General features: G+C 35.5%; 18 protein-coding genes. 2 read left to right on the top strand and 16 right to left on the bottom strand.

The genetic code is table 11. The annotated features are described in order from the left end of the window. Positions 1-76 precede the first annotated feature (76 nt). Together BM239_RS01100 and BM239_RS01095 are read left to right on the top strand one after the other, a co-directional pair. Positions 77-1,834, top strand: a complete 1,758-nt coding sequence (locus BM239_RS01100; RefSeq protein ID WP_092205809.1) for a hypothetical protein — start codon at positions 77-79, stop codon at positions 1,832-1,834. Then, positions 1,834-4,899, top strand: coding sequence for an AAA family ATPase (locus tag BM239_RS01095; RefSeq protein WP_092205808.1), 3,066 nt, complete (start codon positions 1,834-1,836; stop codon positions 4,897-4,899). Before BM239_RS01100 ends, BM239_RS01095 begins: the two co-directional genes overlap by 1 nt. Positions 4,900-4,968: 69 nt before the next feature. On the opposite strand, the gene BM239_RS01090 is transcribed toward BM239_RS01095, so the two are convergent. The 16 genes from BM239_RS01090 to BM239_RS01015 all read right to left on the bottom strand — a co-directional run bounded on the left by BM239_RS01090 (position 4,969) and on the right by BM239_RS01015 (position 19,886). Further along, positions 4,969-6,021 (bottom strand): nucleotidyl transferase AbiEii/AbiGii toxin family protein, encoded by a 1,053-nt coding sequence (locus BM239_RS01090; protein ID WP_092205807.1) that lies wholly within the window; start codon positions 6,019-6,021, stop codon positions 4,969-4,971. Between the two features lie 24 nt (positions 6,022-6,045). Beyond that, complete coding sequence (locus BM239_RS01085) at positions 6,046-6,876, bottom strand: DUF6577 family protein (protein ID WP_245758168.1); 831 nt, start codon at positions 6,874-6,876, stop codon at positions 6,046-6,048. Further along, positions 6,845-7,507, bottom strand: a complete 663-nt coding sequence (locus BM239_RS01080; protein ID WP_085767712.1) for a P-loop NTPase family protein — start codon at positions 7,505-7,507, stop codon at positions 6,845-6,847. Before BM239_RS01080 ends, BM239_RS01085 begins: the two co-directional genes overlap by 32 nt. Next, the gene (locus BM239_RS01075) at positions 7,491-8,243 is read right to left on the bottom strand and encodes a hypothetical protein (protein ID WP_085768267.1); all 753 of its coding nucleotides are present in this window, start codon (positions 8,241-8,243) and stop codon (positions 7,491-7,493) included. Before BM239_RS01075 ends, BM239_RS01080 begins: the two co-directional genes overlap by 17 nt. Positions 8,244-8,246: 3 nt before the next feature. Further along, a complete protein-coding gene (locus tag BM239_RS01070) occupies positions 8,247-8,531 on the bottom strand; it encodes a helix-turn-helix domain-containing protein (protein WP_092205806.1) in 285 nt (94 codons plus the stop codon). A gap of 347 nt (positions 8,532-8,878) precedes the next feature. After that, positions 8,879-9,730, bottom strand: coding sequence for an RteC domain-containing protein (locus tag BM239_RS01065; RefSeq protein ID WP_092205805.1), 852 nt, complete (start codon positions 9,728-9,730; stop codon positions 8,879-8,881). 60 nt (positions 9,731-9,790) lie between these two features. Beyond that, entirely contained in the window at positions 9,791-11,005 is a 1,215-nt protein-coding gene (locus BM239_RS01060) for an MFS transporter (RefSeq protein WP_092205804.1), read from the bottom strand. Then, positions 11,006-13,123 (bottom strand): copper-translocating P-type ATPase, encoded by a 2,118-nt coding sequence (locus tag BM239_RS01055; RefSeq protein WP_092205803.1) that lies wholly within the window; start codon positions 13,121-13,123, stop codon positions 11,006-11,008. An 18-nt stretch (positions 13,124-13,141) separates the two neighbouring features. Then, positions 13,142-13,435 (bottom strand): phosphoribosylpyrophosphate synthetase, encoded by a 294-nt coding sequence (locus tag BM239_RS01050; RefSeq protein WP_092205802.1) that lies wholly within the window; start codon positions 13,433-13,435, stop codon positions 13,142-13,144. Positions 13,436-13,441: 6 nt separating this feature from the next. Continuing rightward, positions 13,442-14,044 carry a hypothetical protein gene (locus BM239_RS01045; RefSeq protein ID WP_245758167.1) on the bottom strand — a complete coding sequence of 201 codons (603 nt, stop codon included), beginning with the start codon at positions 14,042-14,044 and terminating at the stop codon, positions 13,442-13,444. Between the two features lie 44 nt (positions 14,045-14,088). Continuing rightward, positions 14,089-14,982: a ribose-phosphate pyrophosphokinase gene (locus tag BM239_RS01040; protein WP_092205800.1), complete on the bottom strand. Its 894-nt coding sequence runs from the start codon at positions 14,980-14,982 to the stop codon at positions 14,089-14,091. 11 nt (positions 14,983-14,993) lie between these two features. Beyond that, positions 14,994-16,496: a thymidine phosphorylase family protein gene (locus BM239_RS01035; RefSeq protein WP_092206735.1), complete on the bottom strand. Its 1,503-nt coding sequence runs from the start codon at positions 16,494-16,496 to the stop codon at positions 14,994-14,996. 28 nt (positions 16,497-16,524) lie between these two features. Then, positions 16,525-17,901: an MBL fold metallo-hydrolase RNA specificity domain-containing protein gene (locus tag BM239_RS01030; protein ID WP_092205799.1), complete on the bottom strand. Its 1,377-nt coding sequence runs from the start codon at positions 17,899-17,901 to the stop codon at positions 16,525-16,527. A gap of 15 nt (positions 17,902-17,916) precedes the next feature. Further along, the gene (locus BM239_RS01025; protein ID WP_092205798.1) at positions 17,917-18,171 is read right to left on the bottom strand and encodes a hypothetical protein; all 255 of its coding nucleotides are present in this window, start codon (positions 18,169-18,171) and stop codon (positions 17,917-17,919) included. A gap of 39 nt (positions 18,172-18,210) precedes the next feature. Further along, positions 18,211-19,053 (bottom strand): ATP cone domain-containing protein, encoded by an 843-nt coding sequence (locus tag BM239_RS01020; RefSeq protein ID WP_092205797.1) that lies wholly within the window; start codon positions 19,051-19,053, stop codon positions 18,211-18,213. Next, positions 19,050-19,886: a universal stress protein gene (locus tag BM239_RS01015; RefSeq protein WP_092205796.1), complete on the bottom strand. Its 837-nt coding sequence runs from the start codon at positions 19,884-19,886 to the stop codon at positions 19,050-19,052. The genes BM239_RS01020 and BM239_RS01015 overlap by 4 nt, the downstream gene beginning before the upstream one ends. Positions 19,887-19,898 lie beyond the last annotated feature (12 nt).

Genomic DNA, 19,898 nt, shown 5'->3' with positions numbered 1-19,898 from the left:
AACTGTCTTCTACAATGCAAGGTTACTTTTGTTAATAGCATATTTAAGACAATAAATTTGAAATGCCTTTACCTTAATGACATATATATTTATTGACGAAATACTAAATAGCTACGCCATTGATTTGGAAATCTTAAGAAGAAACACTAATCTAAACAGTATATCACTATTACAGCATAAAGGTGTTTTTCATTTTGACGACAATTTTTTTGGAAACCAAAATAGTGAAGCTGAAAGCATAAAGTTTGATGATTTTTTATCTAAAGCAAGAACCAATAATTCCTCATTGGTAATAACGCCAGAATATTCTTGTCCTTGGGCAAGTGTGAGAAACATTTTAGACGATATAAATCGATTTCCCAATAGAGGTAAACTGTGGGTTTTAGGTTGTGAATCCATTACACCTGAAGAAGTTGTGACTTTTCAAGAAACTTATAATGGATTAGATAATATTGAGGTAGTTTATAACGATGTCATCGATGATGCACCAGGTGGTATATTATTAGACCCTTGCTTATATATCTTTAAGGCAAACAATCAGGAAGGACAAGAAAAGCTGATAGTTCTAATGCAATTCAAGACTCAACATATGGGTGTTTGGAACAACGATTTAGAACAGCAAAAAATTATTTCTGGAGAACATTTATATATACTTCGTAACTCGGAAGATTCAATAAATTTAGCGACAGTAATATGTTCAGATGCAATGATTTTTAATGGTGCAGCTATTTTTCCAAATGCACCGGGATTTTGGGATACGAGACCGTTTATAATCCTAAGTATTCAAATGAATCCAAAACCAAGTCACAGCGTATTCCGAACATTTAGAAATAATATATTAGAAAAATCAAACAAAGATGTTATATCCTTAAATTGGAGTTCTGAGGGAAGTGCAACTGGTATTCCTAATTTTTTTGCTCATTATTGTAAATCTAATATTGCTATTACAACAGAGCACATAATCAATGAAAGTCCTCTTGAGGAAAAATTAATTGATGATAACCACAATAAAGGTCTTTATTATTTATATAAAAAATCAGGAATACATAACTTCTATTTTACACCTGAAATTGAATTCTTTTATTTGAGGATTCGTAAGCCGGCAGTTGGGTTAACGCCATTACCAGTAAATCGAAGAAGAGGGCCTAAATTAGAGGAAATTTACACTTACAATGAGCAGTTAGAAATTTTCGAACCAATACCTAATACAACCGATGGGTTCCGAGATTTTATAGATAGTATCCAAATTCAAAGTAAAAATATAACAAGTGAGGGTTTAAGTGTTATAGATAAAGAGCGCCTAATTGCCCTTACTACTGGAGAACTTTCAAAGTTTAAAACAGGTTCAAATTGGCACATAGTAAATAAGCTCAAAAGTTTTTTATTGGAAGATACAGAAGCCATAAAAAGATATACAGTAACATTTGATAATGATGGTAAAGAATATCGTACTACTCAGATTGGAAGAGTCGAAGACCTCAATCTAAATATATTGACCAATAACGATTTATTCCCTGATATCATAGCATCATTTAAAGACAATTGCAATGAAGTTATGTTCTTTAACAAAAACGGAATGAAGTACAATTATAATTTAGTCAGTAATGACGACCAAATAGCAACCGTTGCATTTATAGGCCACAAATCAAAGGCTGATGCACAACAAATGTTATATAAACTCACAAAACTATTTCCAGCCGAAGATTTAACCAATAAAAGAATCGTAGTATGGTACAAGCCAAATATGATTGCCAATAATTATGCTTATGAAGCCACCGATGTACCAAGAATTACTTTAGAAAAACCAACTAATATTACCTCAATAACAAAATAATGACCTTAGAGAATATCAAAGAAATACTTCCTTCAGATTTTACAATCACAAGTTCAAGTGAAACAGGAAAGCAATTATACCTCAATCAAAAATATAAGGATGATATGGTTGCTAAATACATCTTTGATATCGATTATGAAAATGAAGATATTAATCTTAACGAGTTTCAAGAGAAGTACTTGTCTAAAGATTATTTTAATTCAGAAGGAAATCTTCAATGGAATTATTATTTAATCTTTCTAAGAAACGGTTTGCCTTCTGCAACTAAGAGAGACATTGAAAAAGACGAAACCTACGCCAGAAAATTTGTTTTTACTTTAGATGAACTAAAAGATTACTTAACCTATGAAAAAGCATCTTCAGCTGCAGAGGAAAATATTGTTGAGAAATGGAAAGCCCAACTAACTGAAGCCGATTTGCAAGAAGTGTTCAGTAATGAAAATTATGTAGATGCTGTGCCACGTTATATCGATAATAAAACTAAGGGTGTAGAAGTGCTTCAACCAGTAGATTCTAAACCAGATGAGACTCAAAATTTTGTTTTGGACGAAGTATCATCTTTAAAATTAAATGATGATTATCGAGATTATCCTGAAAAAAGAAATTTTGAATTCAGTAAAGTGAATCTTATTTCTGGCCCTAATGGTGTTGGGAAAACATCCTTAATGGAAGCTATTGAATTGGTGATTACAGGAAACAACGCCAGAAATGAAAATGATTTGCCTAATCCTGGCGCAATAGTAGCAAAGTATGATGTAGATTTAGATGAAAAAGAGGATGCCTTTGTAAACTCTATTCCAAAATTTAAGGCAAGAGACTACTATTGGTACAATACGCGATACAGCCAACGAGGGTCTAATACGCTTCATCATAGTTTTAACAGATACAACTTTTATAATAGCGATAGTGCCTATCATCTTTCCAATAATGCCAGTAGCAATGACTTAACCACTTACCTATCTGCCATTGCCCTTGGTACAGAGTTTGGCGCAATTAGAGATAGGGTAATTAAATTTAGGGATAGGATTTCAAAAAAGTTAGATAAGTTCAACGATACTACTAAACGCGAGGAAGCCATTAAGGCAAAAGCCAATGATCAAAAAGAAAGGTTAAAACAAATTTCTGACCCAGAGGAAGTATTTCAAAAATTTTTAACTGAAGTAAAACAATTAAAGTGGAAGGGATTTCTTCCACAGACTATAAATGATGAAACTAAAAAGTTTGAAGAAGATTATAGCGTTGCTTTTTCACTTCTCAATTCAATAATACACTCTAAAGCAGTAAAGGAATCTGATGTTTTGAAGAGAATATCCAACTTAGAAACCTTGAAATCTCAATTAAAAACCCTTGCAGTTAATAAAAAAGAATTGAATGGTAAAATTAAGGAATATCAAAAAATTGTAGTGGAAAGCGAATCAACTCTAACACGTATTGATAATGCGTTATTATATTTAAAAAAACCCAAATCTTTTAGAATTGCCACTATTGATGAGGACATCAAAACACTAGAAAAAAAGGTAAATAAAATAGAGACATTCCTTTCTGAAATTGAAGCACTCGATATAAGTAAAATAAGTGCTAACAACTCTACTTTTCAAGAGTTCAACAATACTCAAGATAACCTTTTGACTAATAAAAAGAATGAATTAAAGCGCAGTAGAGAACAGCTTCAAGTTCTAAAAAATGCCTTGGATAAGATAAATGCTTTAATGATAGATATTAAGTATTATGGGAGAGAATATATTGAAGCAAAAGAAAATCTGGACGCTTGCCCCTTATGTAATACACCACATACCAAGGCAGAATTAGAAGCTAAGGTGCATACTCAATATAATGATAAAGAAAGTGCGAAAAGCATCGAAATCTTCAATAAAAACATTAGTGAGCTTGAAAAAGAAATATCCGAAATCAATATTAAACTAGAACAGTCAAAAAGCTATGAAAAGTTACTTAAGGGCTACTTTACTGAAGAAGACCTGAAAGTAAAAATTTCAGAAGTGCAGCCCTTACTTGATACTGAAAAATCACAATTAGCCATTTCAAAAAAAGAATTAGACCAACTGAAGAACTTGTCTTTAGATTTAAGGTTAGAAGGATATAGTTTAGATGATTTTTTAAAACTTAAAAACACACTTTCTTCTAAATACCCAACTTTAGAATTTAAAGCTGAGAACAAATCAAAATTCGAAGATTTAAAAAACAATGCTCAGAAAAAAATTGATACGAATAGAAGTGAAATTGAAAAGGTAAATGAGCAATTATCTAAGCTTGACGAGGCGATTAGAGAGCTATTGGACGATAACTTTAGCCAAGATAGATACAACGAAGAAATTGATTTTCAAATTAAAGAATATCAATCTTATAGAGAATATTTTGTAAAACTCAGAACGTACATTGATTTTACTAAAGATGATTTTATAATTGAAATGAGGCATAGTTTAGAGAGTTTAAATAAAACCTTTTCAACTTTTAAAGAACAAAAAGTCAAGTTTGAAGAACTTACTCTAGCTAATAATCTTATTAAAGAGGCAGACAGTAGAATAGAAAAGCTAAAGCCTAAAAAGGCCAGGGCAACATCTGCTTTAAAAGTTTTGAATAAGATTATTTTAGAAGACAGTGAAGAAAAAGTATTAGTCGATTTTTTTCAAAAAAATGAAAATGAAATAAGTGAAATCTTTACAAGCATTCACGCACCAAAAGAATTTTCCAGACTATCATTTAGTTCAAATAAAATAGTTTTATATAAAAAAGACTTAGAGCAAGAAGTACCAATATCACAGATTAGTACTGGTCAACGAAGTGCGTTGGCACTTTCTATTTTTCTAGCTTTAAATAAAAAGCTCGCTAAAGGACCTAACCTAATCATTTTTGATGACCCAGTAACTTATACTGATGACCTAAACATTCTTTCATTTTTAGACTACCTTAGAAGTATGGTGATTAATGAATCTAGGCAGTTGATATTTGCTACAGCAAGCAATAAAATTGCTAGACTGTTTGAGAAAAAATTTGATTTTTTGAAGTCAGACTTCCAAAAGTTCGAGCTTTCAAGAAGTATAACTTAATATGGACTTTTTGTGTTTTAGCAAACGACTTATTCAATGCTATCTTTTCCTTTTCTTACCAATCTATTGCTAAGTTAAATAGTATATTGCCTTAAACCAATAAAAAAACGCTTCAGGGTTGCTCTTTTTCAATTTATTTAGCTTGGTGAATTGAGGGTTCTTAATCAACCAATCTTTAACCTCAAGCGGATTTTTAAACCTTTCGATTTCGCTATCAATACCAGCCTTAATCAGTTCAGATAGGTATGCAACTTTTGAAGCAGCTGTAATGGCTTCTTCAATATTGAATCTTACCAATGTAAAATTGGTAAAATTGCTTATTCCAGTTTGTAGATGTTTAAACTCATTAGATTTAGTGTTACGAGTAGAAAGAACATAACACGCTTCTCGGGTGTCTTCCAAAACCTGTTCTGAGGTTATGTCTAATTTTCTAAACGCTATTTCCTCTGCAACTACTTTTGTGTAACTGTTACGGACTGTTGCCAAGTCCGAAATATTATCCATTAAAAACGCTACGTCGAATAACTGTTTGATAATTTCAACTGGTCTTTCTTTGCTGTATAAAATTCCTGTGGTTTTTGGTGCAAAAGCAGTTAGTTTATCGCCTAAAATAGCATCAAACGTTGGCATTTTTACTGTTGTGATTTCCTCTTGTGTTTGAAGCCAGTTGTGAGCAATAGGAATTTCAGTAAGTTCAGGATAAGGATTTGGCGTGTATAGCACATCCAGTAAAATTGGCTCAACCCGTCCATCTACATTGCTTTTGTAGAACATCTTGAAATGATCAACTGGTGCATCTGGCGTGTGCCATCTGTCATTGTCATCTTCCCAATGTATAAACGCTTCGATTTCCTTGCTTATAACTTCAAGGACAGATTCTATTTCGCTTTGGCTTTGCTCGGTAATAATATCGATGTCGATTGAAAATCTTTTAGGTTCTTCTGTTGCCAACAATAATGCAGTTCCACCTTTAAAAATAAAATCGAGTTTGTTGATTTTAAGTTGTTCCAAAAACAATAAGGCATAGACAACCTTTTCAATAAGTTTTGGGTCATACTTTTTACCTAGTCTTTTTTTTACTTCGTAAATCCACTCTGGTTGATATGTTGTTTCTTTAATCATTAAAATTAATGTTTGGCAATAAAATTAATTATTTGCCAAAGTTAAATTGCTTAAGTGTTCAACTTCCATCTCTCTATTGCGCCTGTGAGCATAGCGTTTCATTTTACTTTTGCTTATCTCAAACTTTTCGAATGCCGATCGGTAAATAAATTCCAATTCACTTTGTTGTGCACCAAATAAATTAGTGTCTATAAGCATATCGACCAACAATTTTTCAAGGGATGGGATAACGATATTTTCGATTTCGGCTAAAGGTGCTTCGGATACCAATTGTTTAAGGATTATTACGTCATCACTATTATGAATGTACAGTTCAAATGTTTCAGCATCTGGTTCTATAAAAACGGTTTTAACGTGGTCTTTCAACTTGTAAAAAATGGACTGTGCCACATCTTTTTCCAATTCAATTATGGTGTAAAACTTAAATGGTTGGTGGCGCATAAATTCGTTTAACCATAAAGTGTTCCATACACAGAATTCAATGAATGGATAGTCTTTTTTTATTTTATTGTACAGTCGTTTTAATTTGGTGTCAATAACTGGAATAAATCTATCCTTACCATTTAAAGCGTACATACCTCTGGATGGGTTTTTTAACACACCTTCTTTTTTAAGTTTAGACAAATACACAGTGATAGAACTTTCCTTTAAGGTTGGAAAATCTTTCTGAATAAGCTCTACCAGACTGGTTTTTGAAATAGCTTGCTGGTCAACAAAGTATGTTGGTATTTTATCTTTAATAGTTTGTTCCAGAACAATGATATTTTGAGTTAAACTTTGGCAAAATACACATTTTTTGCCAAAGTTTAATAGTGAATAGCAATTACTTCCGTTTATCCGTAGCCTTTGTATCAAAAGCAATCAAATTAAAAAGTTCCCGCATTCTGCTACGAACACGGTTTCCGTAGCGTTCTTCCAATTCTTCGGCATTGAGGTTGGTGGTTGCGTGGGTTTTTATTTTACGCTTTGTCTGTAGGTAAAGCTCGTATCGAGATAAGAGCACTTCGCCCATTACGTTTAAATCCTTTCCATAAAACCGACCAGCTGGCTCTACGCCCAAATCATCAAAACAGAAAAATTTGGAGTTACCATATTCTTCAATGGTTTTAAAACCGAGATGGTTAAAACTAAACGCTACATTCCGGCAAGGAATCATTTCATAAGGTCGTTGCATTGGAACGATATGGCGCAGCAATTTCATCAAGGTGGTTTTTCCACATCCTACAGGTCCAGAAAGTAAAATACCTTTGTCGATATCAATTCCGTTCTTTTCACAGTTCTCTTTGTCCTTGATGAAATAATGGCAGAGGTTACGTATGATAGCCGTGTCCTCATCGTAGATTCGGAAATTTTTTCCAAAGAGCATTTTTCCCTTGGCATTCAGGTAAATCAGGATTTTGTCAAAATCGTAGAGAACACTCTTGCCGTCAAACTTGCCAAGCGAATATTCCACGCCACCTTCGGTGATTTTAGAGGGGTTGTCCATAATCTTTGTTTTTAGTGGTTCGCAAGTTGTCCTTGATTTGGGACGCTTGTTTTTTGTTTGGTTTGTTTTCTTTGGCATATAACTCTGTCCTGCCCATCCAGTTAGTGGCCAAGGCTCGCCAATCTCGAATTTCTTTTCCATCGCTCGTTTGCCAATTCCGAGTTTCATAATACTCGAAGAATTTTTTTCCTTCATCAGCATTAAAACCTTTTTCAATAAAAAAATCAATAACGGCCTGCCAGCCCTTTGGTTGTTTTAGATTGTTTACTTGTTTGGTATTGTTTATAGTAGATACCAATGCTTGTCCACTCACGGGACGGTTTGAGTCCACCACTTGTCCATTTTTGGGACGGTGCTGTCCCACAACAGGTTCACGGATGGGATGGTACTCTTCCGCAAGCTGTTCTAATATGGGATCGTACCGTCCCATATCCGGTTCATCACTTGTACCGATAATGGCCATCTTGATTTTGCTTCCTTTGTAAGGGTTATTAGAAGGAAAATAGGTGAGATAGTTCCAAGAATCAAGGTTTGTCACACATCTATGGTAAGTGGATTTTGAGCCAATCTTGGCTACACGCATTAATTCTCGACGGTTCACATAAAATTCATCTGCAAATCGGCTACTGTTCCATTCTTGGAACAGTGCCATATAGAGACTTATATGCGTTGGATTGAGGCGGTCATCAAAAAAGAACTTTTCAAAAGCCGCATTAAGTAGCTTTATGTAGTTCATCATTTAAGAATTTAGCTTATGCTGTACACGATTTGATGTCATCACGTTTTGAATTTCCTCGGCATCGTAGTAGATGATGCCCCCAACTTTGGTGTATGGCAATGTTCCGTTGATGCGAAGATTCTGTAATGTTCCTGGACTGACTTGAAGCAAGTCCATAACTTCGGAAGATTTGAGATATTTTTTGAGTTTTCCAGTGGCTTGTTTGGAAAGAAGGTTTTTAATGTCATCGAACAATTCTATTTTAAATTCTCGAAGATCGTCTGTGGTAATAATATTTGCTGGCATAATAGAACGGTTTTAAAAGAAAGGGGCTATCATTATCGCTTTCAACTAATTTAATAGCCCCTGACTTGATTTAACTCACGAGCTTTAGTATTTTAATAAAAAAGTGTTCGTGAATCTGTCGATTTGACTTTCGTTCTACAAATTTGGGATGATTTATTGGATATTAATCCCAAGTCATACCCAAGTTGGGTGTTTTTATATACTCATTTTCAATGGTTTAAATTAGTTTTGTTTAGTGGTTGTCCTGAAAATAGTATATACCAAATGATAATAACTAAAATTAATTTTATTTTTTCCCAAGTAGTACCCAACTTGGGAAGAAATTTAACATTTAAGCGAAATGGATTTTATCCATCCGTTTCCTCCATTCTCCTTAAAAGTGTTGCTTTCAGTCTATCGATAAACTTGGTTTGGTCAATTTTCCGTTCTCTAATTTCGAGAAAAGTTCTATATACATTTCCAAGTTTTAGTTCAAAGATGTCTTCACAAGCCGAAGCCATTTCTTTAATCCCAGCCGTACCACTTTTTATCGCTCCTGAAGCCTGTAAGGCATAAATCAATTCAATTAGGTCTGTTTTTGAGGCTGTCCATTCAAGTCGCTCGCCATTTGATAAAGTATTCAGCTTATTCGGTACACCGTTTGACAGATCCCTTAAATAACTTAACTCTTCTACGTAATGACTGATTAATAAATCGTAGGCCATAATTTTGGCAATTGCATTATCGTGGCTTGTGGAAAATTCTGCATCGGTATAAAAATGAGATGTGTTTGACACCAGACTGATTTTATCGTTTCCTCGTAGAAAATAGAATTCATCCAAAAGTTCAGAATCCTCCCTGTAATATTTTATAAAATCTATATTTCGCCGATTGCTTTCTTGTAGTTTATTTATTTCTAAATCGATAAATTCCTGTTGAGATTTTATGGTGCCGGCAGGTCTGTTTATTAAAAAATTGTAGAGTTTGGCGTAAAACTTCAATCTGCTATAAACATAAGGTTTGTGCTTTTTAAAGAATATGATTTCATTTTGTTTGTCTTGAAATTCATTTTCCCTTACACAGATTCGCAGTTTCTGTAAGTATTGTCTTGAAATGGAAATACCTTGTTCAACATTATTGAAATCGTTGAGATTAGATTCCTCAACTGCTTTTATTTCCTCTTTGTAATTATCTAATATTTTATGAATCAGCTTATGCAAAATATTTGGGGCTTTAGATTTGGGTTAATTGTCAACAACTATGGTTATGTGCTTATTTTTTTATGGCGGGTTTTTGAAAAAGAATAAAAAACCAATAACAGCCAAAATAATGCTGCCAGCAATTATAAAAGGGTAGTAAAAACCGCCTGAAAGCAACCAAGTCCCTAAAACAGGCCCTAGAATTTGACCAACACTATTAGTAGAGCTCTGAATAGAAATGTTCCTGCCAGTATTTTGCTTTGATATTAATGAAACCGCAGAAAGTAAATTTGGGGTTACCATAGCACCTCCAGCAGCGAAAACAACGATTAATACATATACCAAGTATTCATTCTTAAAAAAAGGAAAGACAATTAAGGATAATCCAGATATAAACAACCCTAATGCAATTTGTTTCTTTGTCGATAAAAACTTCTCTCCATAAGTAGCGAACACAGGTTGTAAAACAGCCATTATTGAACCACATAGCATAAAACCAATACCTATTTGGTTACTGTTAAACCCTAATTCATCTTTCCCATATATTGAAAAGACGGTTTCAAACAGCGTTACTACAAATTGGATGACAAACGACAGAACCAGTAATACGGCAAAATATTTGGTAAATGTGAATCGCAACCTCACTTTTTGGGTTGTGAACTTATGTACACGTGTAGTGTTTTTTAACCATTTCATAACAATAAATAGGACAATCAATCCTAGTAGTGCTGCGAAAAGAAATGGCGTTGAAAATCGGTCTAAATGTAGCAGACCAAAAGAATATTGTAAATGAAGGTCAGTTTGTGAAAGTAACCCACCAATAACAGGACCAAAAATAACCCCAGAACTTATTGCAACACCAGACCAGGCCATTATCTTTGTTCTTCGTTTTTCAGAAGTAATATCGCTTAAATATGCGTTGCTAACTGGAATAACTGACGACGTGAAAATACCACCAAAGATTCGAGCGATATAAAGCATTGTCAAGGATGTAGCCAGACCAGTTAGGAATTGCATAATTACAAAACCGATTAGTCCACAAATGATAATTGGTTTACGACCATATTTGTCTGATAGCTTTCCCCAAACCACCACAAATAGTAATTGAAAAAACGGATAAATGCTAGTGAGCAGTCCAATGTGGAAGTTGATTAGGTCTGTATCAAGATTGTCTTTTAAAGCTAATCTTTCGGTATAGTAGGGAAGGGTTGGCAGTAATATACCATAGCCCAACATCACAACAAATAAACTCAACAGGATTAAAAATATCCTGTTGAGTTTTTCTTTTCTTTCCATTTATTTTTTACCGATTTTTCGCTTTAATAATTGCGCATTAATGGCCACTATAATTGTACTCAAACTCATAAATACAGCTCCTACCGCTGGTCCTAAAACAAAACCTGAAGAATATAGAACGCCAGCCGCTAACGGAATGGCAACGACATTATAACCAGTTGCCCATATTAAGTTCTGAATCATTTTATTGTAGGTAGCCTTTCCGAACAGAATAAGGTTTGCAATATCTTGTGGATTGCTATTTACTAATATAATATCGGCAGTTTCGGCAGCAACATCAGTACCAGATCCAACAGCGATTCCTACATCAGCCTTGGCAAGCGCAGGTGCATCATTCACACCGTCACCCGTCATAGCAACAAACTCTCCCTTGTTTTGTAACTCTTCTACAATTTCTACTTTTTGGTGTGGTAACACTTCGGCATAATAACCATCCAAACCAAGTTTATCGCTAACAGCTTTTGCTGTCTTTTCGTTATCGCCAGTTGCCATTAAAACTTTGATTTTGTTCTTTTTAAATATTTTGATAGCTTCTGCAGATTCTGGTCTAATTTCATCAGCAAGGGCGATATAACCTGCTAGCTGTCCATCGATTAATACAAATACAACAGTTTCAGCAGCGTCACTGTAGGCATCTTCAGGAATAGTGATTTTTTCATCCCTTAAATAACCAGGACTAACCACTTTTACTTGCTTATCTTCTACATTTGCCTCTACACCTTTACCAGTAATCGCATTAAAGTTTTCAGGCTTTGGGATTGTAATATTATCTTCTTTAACTTTTTTAATAATTCCAACAGCAATTGGATGTTCTGAACTTTGTTCCAATGCACTTGACAGTCGTAAGATTTCTTCGTTTGAATAAGCAGCATTTACAGATTTAATTCGTGTTACGCCAAAGTCCCCTTTGGTTAAAGTCCCTGTTTTGTCAAATAGTAAGGCGGATATCTTTCGTGATTCTTCAAATGCAGTTCTATTGCGAATCAATAATCCATTTTGTGCAGATACAGCAGTAGAAATGGCAACTACAAGAGGAATTGCAAGACCCAATGCGTGTGGACAAGCGATGACCATAACGGTAACCATTCTCTCTAAAGCATAAACAAATGGAAATCCTAAAATCAACCAAACTGCCAACGTACCAAAACCAATAGCCAAAGCTATATAAGTCAACCATTTTGCAGCTCTATCGGAAAGATTTTGCATTTTAGATTTGGTCTTTTGCGCTTCCTCAACCATCGTAATAACTTTATTGAGATAACTGTCTTTTCCAGTGTGTTCAACCTTTACTTTTAAGGTGCTATTACCATTTACAGAACCACCGATTACTTTATCTTTTTCTTCTTTTTTTACGGGTTTAGATTCCCCTGTGAGCATTGATTCGTTCAAATAACTTGAACCTTCCACAATAATACCATCAGCTGGCACTTTCTCTCCGGGTTTTACCAATATCACATCATCCTTTAATAAATCTTCAAGTGGAATATCTTCAATAGTGTCGCCCTTGACGCGATGCGCTTCCGCAGGCATCATACTAACTAAAAGCTGTAAGGCTTTTGAAGCACCTAATACACTTTTCATTTCTATCCAATGACCAACTAGCATAATCGCAATTAAAGTCGCCAGTTCCCAGAAAAAATCAACACCACTCAAACCAAAAACGGTTGCAGAGCTATAGAAATAAGCGACACTTATTGCCATAGATATAAGCGTCATCATCCCTGGTGCGCCATTCTTTATTTCTGAAACAAAACCTTTAAGGAAAGGCCAGCCACCATAGAAATATACAATGGTAGAAAGCGCAAAAAGGACATAAGGATTTCCAGGAAGTAAAAATTCATACCCGAAAAAATCTTGGATCATTGGCGAGAAGAACAATATTGGAATGGTAAGGACTAGCGTTACCCAAAATCGTTTTCTAAAGTCTGCAATCATCATTTTATGATGGTCGTGACCCATTTGTCCGTGACCCGGATTATGACCCGAATGGTCTCCACCGCCTTTTTTCATTTTGGAATGATCCATTTTCGAATGGTCTTCTTTTTTGTGATTCATTTTAGAATGATCCATTTTCGAATGGTCCATTTCGTTGTGTTTGTGCTGCTCGTGATTTTCCATTATAGTATTGTTTAAGTGTTATCGTAATTTTTTCCGCATTGCTTCAGAAATGTTTTCTGCATAGACGCCATAGGCATCTACTAAAAGACCTTTGATGTCATCTTTAGAAGATATTGCATATAAAATGCTGTTATCATCGGTACTGCTCATTCCTTCAAAGCGATATATTTTATCTACTTTAAAATCTTCTGGTCGAAGCTCAATTTTCAGGGATGCACATTCCAGACATTCAGGTTTTAAGTTGAAATCATAAGGATATTCATTTACCTGTAAATCGTTTATTGCTTCGGAAAGGGTGTCATAATTTTTCATTTTTCTTTATTTATAAGTCATTATAAAATAACTACCATCCGCTTCAGTAAATTTCTGAAAGGTCAATAGACCTTTTCCATTTAATTCTTCTTTGACATTATAATTGAATTGCTTAATGCGAATTCCCCAGGCATAGGCCTTGATATCGATTTTAGAATTAATAGTATTATAGGTTTGTCCAGTATCTAACTCACGGTTAAAAATCTTTATCACACTTTTTGAACCGAAGAAATTCAGCAAGCCAGAGTCAAAATTCATTTCTAATTCTATATCTTTTAAGTTTTTCAAATCGTAGAGCTCTTTAAAATTTTTAGAAGTGGTATTGATTTCGGTTTCCTTTGATTTTGGGTTGGAAAATGGAAATGCCATTACCATTATACTGGCTTCGTCAGGCTTACAACGATAGGTCGTGGTGTATTTATCAGTAGATTTTTTGTCCTCATCAAATAGTTCTGTAACGACCTCAATTTCATAATAACCGTTCTTATCGATTACTTTTCCAGACTTAAAAGTTTGCTTATTCAAAAAAGCACCTTCTTCATTGAAATTTTCCCTAACGACAAGTCTGTCTGAAATCTGCCCGATAAGCATTTCAGTTTGTCCAGTCATTGTGATGCTGAATAATGAGATTAGTACTATGAAAACTCGTTTTCTCATATATGGTGCATTAATTTTTTTACTTCTTTTGCCAGTATATCGCTTAAATCAATAGCATTTGAAGGGTGTGGAATGGTATTGCAGGTCACTATTTTTTCTACGCCGGAATCCAACAAATCCTGATAGGCATTACCTGAAAAAACGGCGTGAATACCAACACATATAGGTGGTTTCATTCCTGCCCTTTTTAACTGCTCAACGGTTTCAATCATTGTTCGAGCGGTCGAGATAATATCATCTACCAAAATTGGTGTGGCGTTTTTATATTTTTCCACATCTGGTACAGAGACTTCCACATCACGGTCGCCGTGACGCACTTTTTGCAGTACTGTAAATGGTGCTCCTGCATTTTTAGCAACTTCGGAAACCCATTGTTCACTTTCTGAATCGGGGCCAATAAGTACTGGGTTTTCGACGTTTTCTTTTATCCAATCTGAAATAGCATCGGCTGCGTGAATTACTTTATTTGGAATTTGATAGACTTCCCCTAAAGAGCTAATCCTATGCAAATGAGGGTCAACCGTGGTAATGCTATCGGCAAAACCTGAAATCAATTTTCCGAAAAAACCAGAAGTAACGCCTTCGCCTTCATTAAATACTTTATCCTGTCGCATATACGCCAAATAGGGCGCTACCAAGCACGTACACATTGCGCCTAATGATTTGGCAGTATGACTTAAAAAATAAAGTGGCAACAGTTTTTCGTCGGGTTCGTGCAAGGTGCAAATCAATACAACACATTTATCCTTCACATCAGATAAGATACGTGTATAGGATTCTCCATCAGGAAAGTTTCGCAAGGTTGCTTTTCCAATTTCAGCATCCATTTTTTTTGCCATAAGTGCTGTAAGTTTTTCGTTTCCGGGAAGGCTGAATAATATCGTTTTCATCGTGTGTTTTTTTAAGATATGGTTAATATGTTATTGTGGTAGTTTTTATATTCCAGAGCATAGTTGAGTTCGCCTTTGGATTCAGCATATATGGTATATAACAATTGGTCTTTTTTAATTTTTTCATCTAAATGGACATTCAAAAGAATCCCAGCCGATTTAGACTGTGGTGCGCCGGAAAGCTTGGCGAGTTTTGCTATCTTTCTATTATCTATACGCTTTAAAATCCCAGAGTTTTCTGCTCTAATTTCGGTTTTATAGGGTGCTAAAACAGGTTTTGAAAAGCGGCCTTGGGCTTTACAAATGGCAAGAAATTTTTTATAAGCCTGACCAGACTTAAGTACTTCTTTGGCGGTTTCCGTTCCTTTACCTTTTCCAACTTTCCCCGAAAGTTCTATAAGTTTGCCAGCCAAAAGCAATGCTCTTTCCATTAAATCAGTTGGTGCATCTGCCTCATTTCTCAAAACCTTTAATATATCGATAGCTTCTAAAGTGGGCCCGATACCTCTTCCAACAGGCTGCGTACCATCTGTAATAACCACTTTCACATTAAGCCCAACGGCATTGCCTACCTTTTCCATATGATTCTTTAGTTTTTCAGCCATTTCTGCACTTCTAACTTTTGCAGTTTCTCCCACGGGAATGTCTATGACAACGTGTGTGGAACCTGCCGCAGCTTTTTTCGAAAGTACGGAAGCTATGAGCTGCCCTTCACTATCAATATCCAAGGCTTTTTCAATCTTAATCAGCACGTCATCCGCAGGACTTAATTGGGCTGTTCCGCCCCAAACAAAACACCCACCTTCTTTTTCTACCACGGTCTTTATTTCTTCTAAAGAAAGCGTCACATTGGTCAGTACTTCCATAGTATCTGCTGTGCCTGCTGGCGAAGTAATGGCTCGCGACGATGTTTTTGGCATCGTAAGTCCGTATGCAGCGACAATGGCAACTACCAATGGTGTGGTTCTGTTGCCAGGTAATCCGCCAATACAATGCTTATCTACCACAATTTCTTTGTCCCAATTCAGTTGTTCACCAGAGGCTATCATTGCTTTGGTAAGGTCAGATATTTCGTCAATATCCAATCGGTCACCAGCACAGGCTGTAATAAATGCCGAAAGATGGATATTGGAATAATCGCCTTCAACTATATCAGTAATGATTTCATTAAAGGCTGAATAATCCAGTTTTTGATTATAGATTTTCGCCCTGACGTGACTTAAAGATTCAATAGGTTCTAAATGTGAAACATACAAAGTGTCATTGTCTGAAACATTTAGTTTTTTTGCAGCAGCTTCTGATAGTCCGATTTCGTTGGGCAATAGCATATCTGATTTTATAACGTTGAGGCTTGCTACAATTGAATGGGTTGCCTTCGATATCCTTATTCTTGTGAGTGCCTCAAACCCTTCGGAAATACATACGTGACAATCTTCTCGCATATAGACCACATTTTCGTTCTGTGTATAAATGCCCAGGTGTTTATATTTTAGGATATTTGAGTGTTGTTCCATAGTTTTCATTTTTTGTGATTGCTACAACCTATTTTATTTCTTCAATACTATACAGCTGTGGGATTTCAGCATCCCAATCATAAGTTTCCTTTATGCCTTTCTGTAATGCTTCTGCACTTTCTTTTTCGCCGTGTACAATGAAAATCCGCTCTGGCTTATTTTTTATTTTGCGCATCCAATCCATAAGTTCAGTGTGGTCTGCGTGTGCCGAGAGTCCTTCGATTTCCGCAACTTCCATATGAAATGGCACCCATTTTCCGTACACTTTCAATTCCTTATCGCCTTCCAGTAATTTTCTTCCACGTGTCCCTTCAGCTTGATACCCCACAAAAAGCAAAGTGTTATTTGGGTTTTGCGCCTGTGTTTCTAGATAATTGAGCATTCTTCCACCGGTAAGCATTCCACTTCCAGCAATTATGATTTTTGGTTTGTTATCTGTTCGCAATTCCATAGTTTCCCAATAACTGCTTACGACCGTGAAATGTGAACACATTTCATCACATTCATTATCTTCCAATCTGTGCCAATCCCTCGTGCGATGAAACAATTCCAATACACTAGCACCCATTGGGCTATCCATTATCATTTGAACTTTTGGGATTTTCTTTTCTTTCAGTAATTTCCAAAAAATAAGCATCATCAGTTGGGCACGTTCTACTGAAAAGCTTGGAACGAATAAGCTTCCTCCTCTATTAATGGTGTCATTGACCAATTTTTCAATCTGTGGAAGTGCTTCTACTTCATCTGGATGAAACCTTCCACCATAAGTGGATTCAATGAAAAGAACATCCGCTTTTTTTGGTTTCAGAGGTGGATAGAGCAATAAATCATTGGTTCTTCCAATATCTCCTGAAAAAACAAACCGTTTTCCGTGCACATCTAGCTCAATGTAAGTTGCACCCAGAATATGTCCGTTATATTGGAAACGAGCTCTGATATCGTCAAATAACGGAATCCATTGTGCTTGAGGAATGCCCTTAAAATGTGGAATGGTTTTTTCTACATCTTTTAAATCGTAGAGTGGTTCTGCTGGGCTATGCTTTGAATAACCTTCCTTATTGGCACGTTCGGCTTCCTGTTCCTGTATTTTGCCACTATCATTAAGTATGATTTTTGCGATGTCCAATGTTGGATTGGTTCCATAGATAGGGCCTTTAAATCCTTGTTTTACCAACCTTGGCAGATATCCAGTATGGTCCAAATGACCGTGAGTAAGCAAAACCATATCGATTTCTGAAACTTCCACAGGTGGATATTCCCAGTTTTTAAGGCGTAATTCCTTTAACCCTTGAAAAAGTCCGCAGTCTATTAGTATTTTTTTATTTCCTGTGTCCACTAAATATTTTGAGCCAGTTACGGTGCCTGCCGCTCCTAGAAAGTGGATGTTTATTTTATTGTTTTTCATCTTTATAGTATTTATTTAGTGTCCACCACAGCAGGAAGGTGTGCTTCCTTTATCTTGTTCTGATTTACTCAATTCCGCTATTTCATTATATAGATTACGGGAATCCTCTTTGATAAAAAGCGCCAATTTCTTTACCGATTTAGGTTCAAAGTGTACCATACCCAATAATATTTCGAGGGCTTCTTCAAGTAGTTTAGAATCATCTTCCAATGCTTGATAGAATGGTTCTAAATCTAAACGGTTCTGTTCTTTTAGTTCATCTGTTTTCATTTGTCCTATTTTTTTTAGATTAAAAATTTATGTAGTGCTCTAATGAATTCCACATAATTCTCTTGAATCTTCGAGAACCTTTTTGTGTCTTGATTTTGGCACTCCAACTTGTTCTAAAATTTTGGGTGTTTCGTGAAGCTCTTTGCAGAGTACAATACCTGTATCCAATAATTTTGTTTTTTCGGCTTTGGTCAGCGTTGTTAATGCTGTTAATGGATGCAACCCAGATTTATCTATTCTATCTTTTAAACCCTCACCCATTGGGTAATCCCAGCTTGTCAATAATAGTCCCACGCATTTACCATATTGCACCGCATCACTTGTAAATCGTGTATTGGTGTACACACCTCCTTTATGAAGCTTGTCTTCGTGACCTTTTTGACGTTCCCATTGTTTTTCGACATCCAAAAATCTTGAATGGATATATAAAGGGATTTTCACGTTGCAAAACCTACCTTGGTCACTATGGTATTTACATTCAATCATATAATGGGTATTGTCTTTTTGCGCTATCACATCTATTTCGTGCTGAACGCAATTGCCTTGAACTATGACACCAACCTGTGTTGAAAATCCTTCGTGTGCCAATAGTTTGCCAACCAACTTTTCAAAAGGGAAGCCAGAAGGACCCAATTCCATCAATGCTTTTTTGAGCTTGTACTTTGAGGCACTTACACGAGATTTACCTTTAAGCATTCTAAAAGCCATTTTATAGATTTGTTTGGTTGTAATTCCATCGTATAATTGACTTTCAACTTGCTCTACAATTTGCTGAATCAATGCTTCACTAGCTTGTGCACGTCTTAAGGAATTGATGAGTTTATCCACATCAAAAGCTACGACGTCACCAGAATACTTTACTATGTTGATTGAATCTTTCATTTCTTGATATGTATGGTCATCACAGGTAGTTCTGAATGATTAGTTACACCCTCGGCAATGCTTTTTGAAAATAAGCTCAAAAATCCTGTCTTACCGTGTGTACTCATTGCAATCAAATCTGCGGGCTGATGTTTTAAAAATGTATTGATACCTTCTTCTACTGACGATTCGTTGTGAACGTTCATAGAAAAGTTTTTTAAGGCGGGAAACTTTTCAAGGAATTGCTTGACAGGGTTTAATCCAGCGTTAATATTATTAAAGTCTGTTTCTGTGTTGATACGTAACAAATGAATTTTAGCATCACATTTTTCAGCTATGGAAAGCACAGCTTGAAATGGATGACTAACATCTTCTTCAAAAGAAGAGACGAATAGAATATCCTTAAATGGAAACGTTACTTCCTGCTCTTTGACCACGATAATTGGTGCATTGGCTTTTCGTACAATCTTCTCAACATTACTACCTGTTATCTCCCTCACACGACCTTTAGTGCCACTACTTCCTGTAATGATAAAATCGTGATGAAAATGACCAGAATGCTCCAAAATATCTTTTTGTCCTGAATCGAACTGAAGAAAGGTTCGGCATTTAAGACCTTCGTGTTCTGCAATTTTTTCGAGTTCACGTAAATTAGCCTTTGCAGCGCCTATCTGCTTTAAGGTTTCTGGATAACGCTTTTCTTTAAGCTTATCGAGTTTTACCCAATCCACAGGTGTTGTCATTTGATGTAGAAAGTGTATTTCCGCATTGTATGTTTTTGCCATTTTTATTCCAAGGTGTGCGGCTTTGGTACAGTTTTCAGAGAAATCGGTGGGTACGAGTATATTTTTCATAATTTTTGAATT

It is taken from the genome of Algorimicrobium echini, from assembly GCF_900115185.1.
Lineage (GTDB): Bacteria > Bacteroidota > Bacteroidia > Flavobacteriales > Flavobacteriaceae > Algorimicrobium > Algorimicrobium echini.
The sequence above is the reverse complement of the archived record's forward strand: the minus strand, read 5'-3'. Positions and strand labels throughout refer to the sequence as shown.

Coding starts and splice junctions, on each gene's coding strand:
- BM239_RS01100 (WP_092205809.1), top strand. CDS start 77: ATGACATATATATTTATTGACGAAATACTAAATAGCTACGCCATTGAT.
- BM239_RS01095 (WP_092205808.1), top strand. CDS start 1,834: ATGACCTTAGAGAATATCAAAGAAATACTTCCTTCAGATTTTACAATC.
- BM239_RS01090 (WP_092205807.1), bottom strand. CDS start 6,021: ATGATTAAAGAAACAACATATCAACCAGAGTGGATTTACGAAGTAAAA.
- BM239_RS01080 (WP_085767712.1), bottom strand. CDS start 7,507: ATGGACAACCCCTCTAAAATCACCGAAGGTGGCGTGGAATATTCGCTT.
- BM239_RS01075 (WP_085768267.1), bottom strand. CDS start 8,243: ATGAACTACATAAAGCTACTTAATGCGGCTTTTGAAAAGTTCTTTTTT.
- BM239_RS01070 (WP_092205806.1), bottom strand. CDS start 8,531: ATGCCAGCAAATATTATTACCACAGACGATCTTCGAGAATTTAAAATA.
- BM239_RS01060 (WP_092205804.1), bottom strand. CDS start 11,005: ATGGAAAGAAAAGAAAAACTCAACAGGATATTTTTAATCCTGTTGAGT.
- BM239_RS01055 (WP_092205803.1), bottom strand. CDS start 13,123: ATGGAAAATCACGAGCAGCACAAACACAACGAAATGGACCATTCGAAA.
- BM239_RS01050 (WP_092205802.1), bottom strand. CDS start 13,435: ATGAAAAATTATGACACCCTTTCCGAAGCAATAAACGATTTACAGGTA.
- BM239_RS01045 (WP_245758167.1), bottom strand. CDS start 14,044: ATGACTGGACAAACTGAAATGCTTATCGGGCAGATTTCAGACAGACTT.
- BM239_RS01040 (WP_092205800.1), bottom strand. CDS start 14,982: ATGAAAACGATATTATTCAGCCTTCCCGGAAACGAAAAACTTACAGCA.
- BM239_RS01035 (WP_092206735.1), bottom strand. CDS start 16,496: ATGGAACAACACTCAAATATCCTAAAATATAAACACCTGGGCATTTAT.
- BM239_RS01030 (WP_092205799.1), bottom strand. CDS start 17,901: ATGAAAAACAATAAAATAAACATCCACTTTCTAGGAGCGGCAGGCACC.
- BM239_RS01025 (WP_092205798.1), bottom strand. CDS start 18,171: ATGAAAACAGATGAACTAAAAGAACAGAACCGTTTAGATTTAGAACCA.
- BM239_RS01020 (WP_092205797.1), bottom strand. CDS start 19,053: ATGAAAGATTCAATCAACATAGTAAAGTATTCTGGTGACGTCGTAGCT.
- BM239_RS01015 (WP_092205796.1), bottom strand. CDS start 19,886: ATGAAAAATATACTCGTACCCACCGATTTCTCTGAAAACTGTACCAAA.